Origin of the sequence: Roseomonas sp. KE0001, assembly GCF_016107285.1 — a bacterium.
In the GTDB taxonomy this organism is placed as follows: Bacteria; Pseudomonadota; Alphaproteobacteria; order Acetobacterales; family Acetobacteraceae; genus Pseudoroseomonas.
The window spans coordinates 1-7,307 of record NZ_RCVQ01000025.1 but is presented as its reverse complement, the minus strand read 5'-3'; the positions used below and the strand labels follow the sequence as shown (position 1 = coordinate 7,307).

5 protein-coding genes and 2 pseudogenes are annotated in these 7,307 nt (G+C 70.4%); all 7 read left to right on the top strand.

What is annotated here, in order from left to right; translation table 11 throughout:
* Positions 1-528: 528 nt before the first annotated feature.
* Positions 529-636, top strand: a pseudogene (locus D9598_RS21720) (hypothetical protein); the annotation flags it as partial.
* Positions 637-859: 223 nt separating this feature from the next.
* Entirely contained in the window at positions 860-1,291 is a 432-nt protein-coding gene (locus D9598_RS21315; RefSeq protein ID WP_232477495.1) for a hypothetical protein, read from the top strand.
* 259 nt (positions 1,292-1,550) lie between these two features.
* On the top strand, positions 1,551-3,758 hold the full coding sequence (locus D9598_RS21715) for a hydroxymethylglutaryl-CoA lyase (protein ID WP_370592104.1): 2,208 nt from the start codon (positions 1,551-1,553) through the stop codon (positions 3,756-3,758).
* A 59-nt stretch (positions 3,759-3,817) separates the two neighbouring features.
* The gene (locus tag D9598_RS20600) at positions 3,818-4,813 is read left to right on the top strand and encodes a tripartite tricarboxylate transporter substrate binding protein (RefSeq protein ID WP_198368364.1); all 996 of its coding nucleotides are present in this window, start codon (positions 3,818-3,820) and stop codon (positions 4,811-4,813) included.
* Positions 4,814-4,933: 120 nt separating this feature from the next.
* A pseudogene (locus D9598_RS21710) lies at positions 4,934-5,745 on the top strand (LysR substrate-binding domain-containing protein).
* Between the two features lie 116 nt (positions 5,746-5,861).
* A complete protein-coding gene (locus D9598_RS20585) occupies positions 5,862-6,320 on the top strand; it encodes an amidohydrolase family protein (protein ID WP_198368361.1) in 459 nt (152 codons plus the stop codon).
* Complete coding sequence (locus D9598_RS20580) at positions 6,287-7,129, top strand: tripartite tricarboxylate transporter substrate-binding protein (RefSeq protein ID WP_198368360.1); 843 nt, start codon at positions 6,287-6,289, stop codon at positions 7,127-7,129. Before D9598_RS20585 ends, D9598_RS20580 begins: the two co-directional genes overlap by 34 nt.
* The last annotated feature ends 178 nt before the right edge of the window (positions 7,130-7,307 follow it).

Here is a 7,307-nt window from a genome sequence, read left to right as displayed (position 1 = left end):
GCTCCCCGGACTGAATGAAGAAACGAACTTCTTGTCCGAGATTCCCCGAGAAACTACGTGGAAACCGCACGCGAAGCAAAGGAAGCGTGATCGGGAACGAGCGGAGCGTGTACGTCTTGCTGGGAGGCCTCCTCCTCCCCTGAGGTCGCGGGCTGTTGCGCTGGCTCTTCAGAAGGGAGAGGTTCGATCGAAGGATCTGACCGATATTGGTGTCCCTCGTTGCTACTTGTCTCGCATGTGCGACGAGGGGTTGCTCGTAAAGGTGGCTTATGGACGTTACCGGGCTGCACTTCCTGATGCTGCTTGAGCGCGCATGTGGCAGCCGAAAAATTGAGGCCGGTGGCGCTGGCACGCCTGCCGCTCCACGCCTCTTCATGCTGTCGCGGCGGTCGCCTGCGCAGAAAGGAAGTCGATGAAGGCACGTAGCCGCGCCGTGACGATCATGGTGGCCTCGCCGCGGGCGGCTCGGTCGATCTCGTCGCGCGCCTCGTCGCGCAAGGGCTCAGCGATGAGCTTGGACAGAGTTTCGTCGTCGAAAACCGCGCGGGCGCTGCCGGCACCGTCGGCCACGCCGTCGTGGCGCGCGCCAAGGTGGCTGTCGCCCGCAAGCTGGCCGTCGTGTTGCACCGGATGTGATGCGATGGCACCGAATCCTGCTGGAGCCGAGAGGCGACCGTGGCGTAGTTCGCCGGAGCGGCTACGGAAAACCGGCACCCGAAGTCCCATCGTGGGGACAAGGCCGATGAGGTCGCAACAGCGCCGTGCCAGCATCCGCTGAGCCCACTCGCTAGATTAAATCCGCCCAGCCTTCCTGACCGTAGCCTTTGGCGCCCGCCCATCGGCTCGACGAGTTGCTGCCGTGGACCTGGAAACCCAAACTCGACGCCGCCTTTGTTCAAGCGGCTTGACAGTGGCGCCGACCAACAAAGTCCACCACGTCCTCGCCATCGCGCGCATGGCGGCAATACTCGGCGAAGACGAGGACTGGCATTGGATCGTCGCTAACGAAATGGATCGGGAAGATGGGCTGATCTGGGTCTGCGGCTCAGGTGACGACGCATCATGGCGTTCATTGACTTCGGCATCGAGATGCTTCGTGAACTTGTCGAGATCCACAAAGCCGATCCTGAGCTACTCAAGCGCCCCGAGACGCCGGGATAGGATGACTGCGTCCCACGCCGAATGGCTACCTGCCAACCGCCGCCTTTTCGAGCCGATCGGCAACATCCCTCACGCCAAGGCGGAGGCGCGCTACTATGCACCACAGGAGGTCACACCCCTGGCGGCATGACCCACACCGAACAGCCTCCGGCAAACCCGGCGCGGTTCAAGGATTGCTGCGCCGGCGCATCCGATGAGGAGCACCAGAACGCACTCTTCTGCATGAAACTCTTCTGCAGCATCCAGACCCCGAGGTGAAATTCGCCGCCGCCGGCTGACCAGCTTCCCGCCGGGGGCTTCCGCGGTTGAGCGATGCTGCTTCCGTGACTGGAGACTTCCATGGTTCAGGCGCAAGCCTGAAACTGCGGTGAGAACAACGGGAGGAAGCGGTGAGCAGCGTCGTGCAAACAGCCAAGGTCGTGGTCCGCGAGGTTGGCCCGCGGGATGGCCTGCAGATGGCCAAGGCCGTGATGAGCACCGGCGACAAGCTGGGCTGGATCGCCGCCATGGCCGCCAGCGGCCTGCGCCAGATGGAGGTCGCCAGCTTCGTTCCCCCTGCCGCGATGCCGCAGATGGCGGACGCGCCGCAGCTCGTGGCCGCGGTGCGCGCCGCGCATCCCGGCCTGCATGTGGTGGCGCTGGCGCCCAACCTGCGCGGGGCGCAGAACGCCGCCGCCGCCGGGGCGCAATCCATTCTGCTGCCGGTGTCCGCCAGCGAGGCGCACAGCCGCGCCAATGTGCGGCGCTCGCGCGCCGAGCAGGTCGCCGAGGTCGCGCGGGTAGTGGAATGGGCGCGCGGGCTGGGCGAGGGCGCGCCGCGCATCGAGGCGGGGATCTCCACCGCCTTCGGCTGCTCGCTGCAGGGCCAGGTGCCGGCGGACGACGTGCTGCGGCTGGCCGCCGAGCTGGCGACGGCGGGGGCCGACGTGATCGCCCTGGCCGATACGCTGGGCTATGCCACGCCCTCGCAGGTGCGGCAGCTGGTGCGCACGGTCCGCGCCGAGGTCGGGCCGGCGCGCTTCGGCAACCTGCACCTGCACGACACGCTGGGCATGGCCATGGCCAACACCCTGGCGGCGCTGGAGGAAGGCGTGCGCGGCTTCGACGCGGCGCTGGGCGGGCTGGGCGGCTGCCCCTTCGCCCCCGGCTCGGTCGGCAATGCCGCCACCGAGGACCTGGTTTACCTGCTGGAATCGGAGGGCTTCGCCACCGGCATCGATCTCGGCGCGCTGATCGCCGCGCGGGAGGCGCTGCGCCAGGGCCTGCCGGAAGAGAAGCTGCATGGCCGCGTCGCCGCCGCCGGCATTCCGCGCACGTTCCGCGCCACCCTGCCGGCGCCCGCCATCCGGCCCTCGGCGGCGCCGCTGGCCGGCATCCGCGTGATCGAGTTCTCCCACATGGTCATGGGGCCGAGCTGCGGCATGGTGCTGGCCGATCTGGGCGCCGAGGTCATCAAGATTGAGCCGGCGCCGGCGGGCGACAACACGCGCCGCCTGACCGGCCCGGCGCTGGGCTTCTTCCCGACCTTCAACCGCAACAAGCGCTCACTCTGCGTGGATCTGAAGCGCCCCGAAGGGCTGGCCCTGGTGCGCAGCCTGGCCGCCGGCGCCGACGTGCTGGTGGAGAATTTCCGGCCCGGCGCGATGGACAAGCTGGGCCTCGGCCACGCCGCCCTGGCGGAGATCAATCCGCGCCTGGTCTACGCCTCCTGCAAGGGCTTCCTGCCCGGCCCCTACGAGCATCGCGCGGCGCTGGACGAGGTGGTGCAGATGATGGGCGGGCTGGCCTACATGACCGGCCCGCCGGGGCGGCCGCTGCGCGCCGGCTCCTCAGTCAACGACATCATGGGCGGCATGTTCGCCGCCATCGCCGTGATGGCGACGCTGCGCCAGCGCGAGGTGACGGGCCAGGGCGGGCTGGTGCAGTCCGGGCTGTTCGAGACGAACATGGTCTTGACCGCGCAGCACATGGCGCGCGCCGCGCTGGAAGGCAAGGAACCGGAGCCGTTCGGTGACCCGGACATGCGCAAGCCCTGGCCGCTCTACGACATATTCGACAGCGCCGAGCCCGGCGCGCAGGTTTTTGTTGGCGTAGTCACGGAGACGCAGTGGCGGGGCTTCTGCGAGGCCTTCGGCCTGCATGACCTGCGCGACGACCCGCAGCTCGCCGGCATGCGCGCTCTGGCCGCCAATCGGACGCGCATCCTGCCGCGCGTGGCCGCGCTGTTCGCCCGCCTGCCCAAGGCCGAGCTGATGGCGCGGTGCGAGGCGCTTGGCCTGCCCTTCGCGCCCATCGCCAAGCCCGGCGAGCTGCTGGACGATCCGCATCTGCGGGCCTCGGGCGGGCTGCTGCCGGTGGACCTCAGCGGGGCCGAGGCGGCGCCGCGCGACGTTCAGGCGCGCGCCGATGCCGGCTTGCCGGGCCTGCCGATGCTGCTGCCGGGCGGCCGCCCCGCGCTGCGCCGCCAGCCGCCGCGCGTCGGCGAGCACAATGCCGAGATCGCGCGCGAAGCCGGGCTGAGCGAGGCCGAGATCGCCAGCCTGACGGCCAGGGGCATTCTGGCGGTGCCGCAGGCGGTACCCGCCGCCGCCGAGTGACCAAGGATCCGCCCCCGCGTCACGAGGGCGGACATCAAGAAGCACGAGGAACAACAGGAATGCACGATCATCGCCTCACGCGCCGCGGCCTTGCCGCCGTGCTCGCCGCGCCAGCCCTGCTCGCCGCGGCCCGGCCGGCCCGCGCCGCGCAGCCCTGGACGCCCTCCAAGCCGATCCGGATCGTGGTGCCCTTCACACCGGGTCAGGCCAACGACATCTTCGCCCGCCTGCTCGCCGACAAGGCCAGTGAGCTGAGCTGGCCGCAGGCCCGGGTGATCGTGGAGAACCGCGCCGGCGCCGGCGGCACCATCGGCATGCAGAGCGTCGCGCAATCGCCGCCGGATGGCAGCACGCTGGTTTTCGGCAGCCTAGCCACCCTGGCTATCAATCCCGCGGTGATGTCGAACGTGCCCTACGACCCGGAGCGCGACTTCCTGCCCATCATCCGCATCTTTGAGGGGCCGCTGGTGGTGGTCGTGCCGGGCAAGAGCCCGGACCGGAGCCTGGCCGATCTGGTGCGGCGCATCAGGAGCGGCAACCTCACCTATGCTTCCAGCGGCCCGGGCACCACGGGGCATCTCGGCACCGAGCTGTTTCTACAAGGGCTCGACGCGCGGGCCACCCACGTGCCCTATCGCGGCAGCGGCCCGGCTTTGACCGATGTTTCCTCGGGCGCAGTGGATTTCAGCTTCGAAAGCGCCGCCGCCACCCAGCCGCTGATCGCTTCGGGCATGCTCCGCGCCCTGGCCGTCAGTTCGGCGGATCGGGTTCCCGGCATGGACCTGCCGACGGTGGCCGAGGCCGCCGGGTTGCCGGGCTACAGTGTCAGTGGTTCGGGCGGTGTGCTGGCGCCGGCCAAAACGCCGCCCGACGTGGTCGCTGGCCTGCATGCGGGCTTCGCCAGGGCGATGACGGATGCCAAATTGCGGGCACGTATCGCCGAGGCCAGCACCAGGCCGTTGTCGGAAGGACCGCAGGAATTTGCCCGCTACATCCATGACGAGCGGCAGAAATGGGCGGAGGTGGCCCGGCGCGGCAACATCCGCATCGAGTGAAAGCGTCATGGCGACCGGCCAGCGGGGCGGCTAGGCGATGCGGCCGCGCCCGGACTGAGTCGCGCTCGACATTCTGCTCGCCACGCTACGGCTCGGCAGCGTGACCAAGGCGGCTGGGGCGTGCGGCATGGCGCCCCCGCCGCCGCCACGCGGCTGCGGCTGCTGGAGCAGGATTTCGGCGTGACGCTGCTGGAGCGGCGCCCGCAGGGGGTCCGGCCCACCGTGGCGGGCCAGGCCATGGCGCAGCATGCCGGCGCCCTGATGAATCTGGCAAAGCGGCTGGACGGCGACATGCAGGCCTTTGCCGGCCGCGGCTACGGAACGGTGCGCTTCCACGCCGCCCACTCGGCCCTGGCCGGACACGGGCTGGCGGCCAAGCTGACACGCTTCGCCGCCGCGCGGCCGGGCGTGCAGGTCGAGATCCGCGAGGGCAGCAGCCTGGCCATCCTGCACCAGCTGGCAGAGGGCGACATCGACCTGGGCATCGTCACCATCGCCGGAGCCGTGCCAGAGGGCTGCGAGGCATGGCCGTGGCGCAGGGACCGGCTGATGGGCGTGCTGCCGCTTGACCACGCCCTGGCGGCAAGGCGCGGTTGCGCTTCCCGGCCCTGCTCGACCTGCCGCTGATCCGCGTCATGGAGGGAGGGGCGCTTGGCCTGCTGCTGGAGGAGCAGGCCCGACGCATCGGGCGCACGCTGCGCTACCATCTGAGCGTCGGCAGCCTGGATGCCTGCCATCACCTGATCGCCGCCGGCCACGGCATCGCGATCATGCCCGAGGGCGTCTGCCGCCCCTATGAAGCGCTGCTGCACCTGCGCTGCGTTCCGCTGGCGGAGGATTGGGCGGTGCGGGAGCTGCGGCTGGTGTCGCGTCCGGAAGGGCCCCTCCCGTCCCCCTCGCGGCTGCTGCGGGACCATCTTCTGATCGGCTGAGCGTGCGCGGGCGGTGCACGCCCCCTGCGCCACATGCTTCTTCTGCTGCCCGGGCGGGCGCGCATGATGGGCCGCAACGCCGCCCATCCGAGGCGGCGGCAGGAGGAGTTCCGCCCATGGCCAGCCCCGTCATCGACGTCCACACCCACATGTTCTCGCCGCGCTGGCTGGAGATGCTGGCGCAGCATGGCGGGCCGCATCTGGCCTACCAGCCCAACCCGGCTTCCGGGAAGATGTGCATCTTCAAGGACGGCACGCCTTTCATGACGCCCACCCCGGCCATGAGCGATGACGACCTGCGAATCCGCCGCATGGATGAAGCCGGGGTGGATGTGGCGATCGTCTCGCTCACTTGCCCCAACGTGTTCTCCGGCAGCGGCGAGATCAGCCTGGCCGCGGCGCGCGACAACAGCGACGCCATGGCCGAGGCGCAGAGCCGCCACCCCGACCGCATCCGCTGGTTCGCCTCGCTGCCCTGGCAATTCCCCGAGCTGGCGGTGGCCGAGCTGCAGAGGTCCCTGTCGCAGGGTGCCTCGGGGGGGTGGTGCTGGGCAACATCGCCGGCCAGCCGCTGACCGACCCGCTCTTCGCCCCCGTCTGGCGCGCCATCGACGACCGCGCCCTGCCGGTCTTCATCCACCCGACGGCGCCGCCGGGTGTGGCGGCCATGGGCATGGACCAGTCCCACCTGACGCCGCCGGGAACCGTAGACCCGATGGAGCGGCTGGCGCCGGTCGTGCAGCTCGGCAGCGGCCCGCTGGTGATCTTTGCCCAGCCCGGCCTCGGCGGGCCAGGGTCGGACCGGCCTGGTCCGGGCGGGGCCGGTCTGGCGACGGTGATTGCCCTGGCCCGCGCCCGGCCGGACGGGCTGACCTACGGCGCCAACAACACCACCAGCGCGCACTACCTGATCTCGCAGCTGCTGCAGCGCCACGCCGGCATCCGGATGCGGCACATCCCCTATGCCGGCACCGCGGCGGCCCTGCCTGACCTGATGGCGGGCCGCATCGATCTGTTGTTCGGTCGGTGGTCAGGAGTGGATACGGACACGGCGGCCAGCGGCGCCCGCCTGCTGGCGGTGACCACGGCGCGGCGCTTCCCGGCCCTGCCAGCGGTTCCGGCCGTGGCGGAAACCCTGCCCGGATTCGACCAGGCTGTGTCCTACGGGCTAATGGCGCACGAGCAAACGCCGCCGCGCCTGGTGGCCTTGCTGGCGGCGGCGGCGGACGGGGCGCTGCGCCAACCCGATCTGCAGGAAAGGTTGATCGGCACCGGGTCGTTTCCGGCCGGCGGCGGTCCGGCGGACTTCGCCGCCCTGATCGGCCGGCAACGCGAGGGGCTCGGTGAGGTGATCCGCGCCCTCAATCTTCGGCCGGAGGGCTGACAGGCTGCTTCGGCACCTTCGGGAGAGGCTTCGCCCCTCCCGGGCCCGCCCCCACCCAAGACCTGCAACGCGGCGGCGCTCGACCGCCCTTCCGGCACCGAAGATCTCCGCGCGACATTGCCAGCGGAGGCTGACGGCCATTCACGCCTTTTGCATCACGCGTGCAACGTCTCGGGGA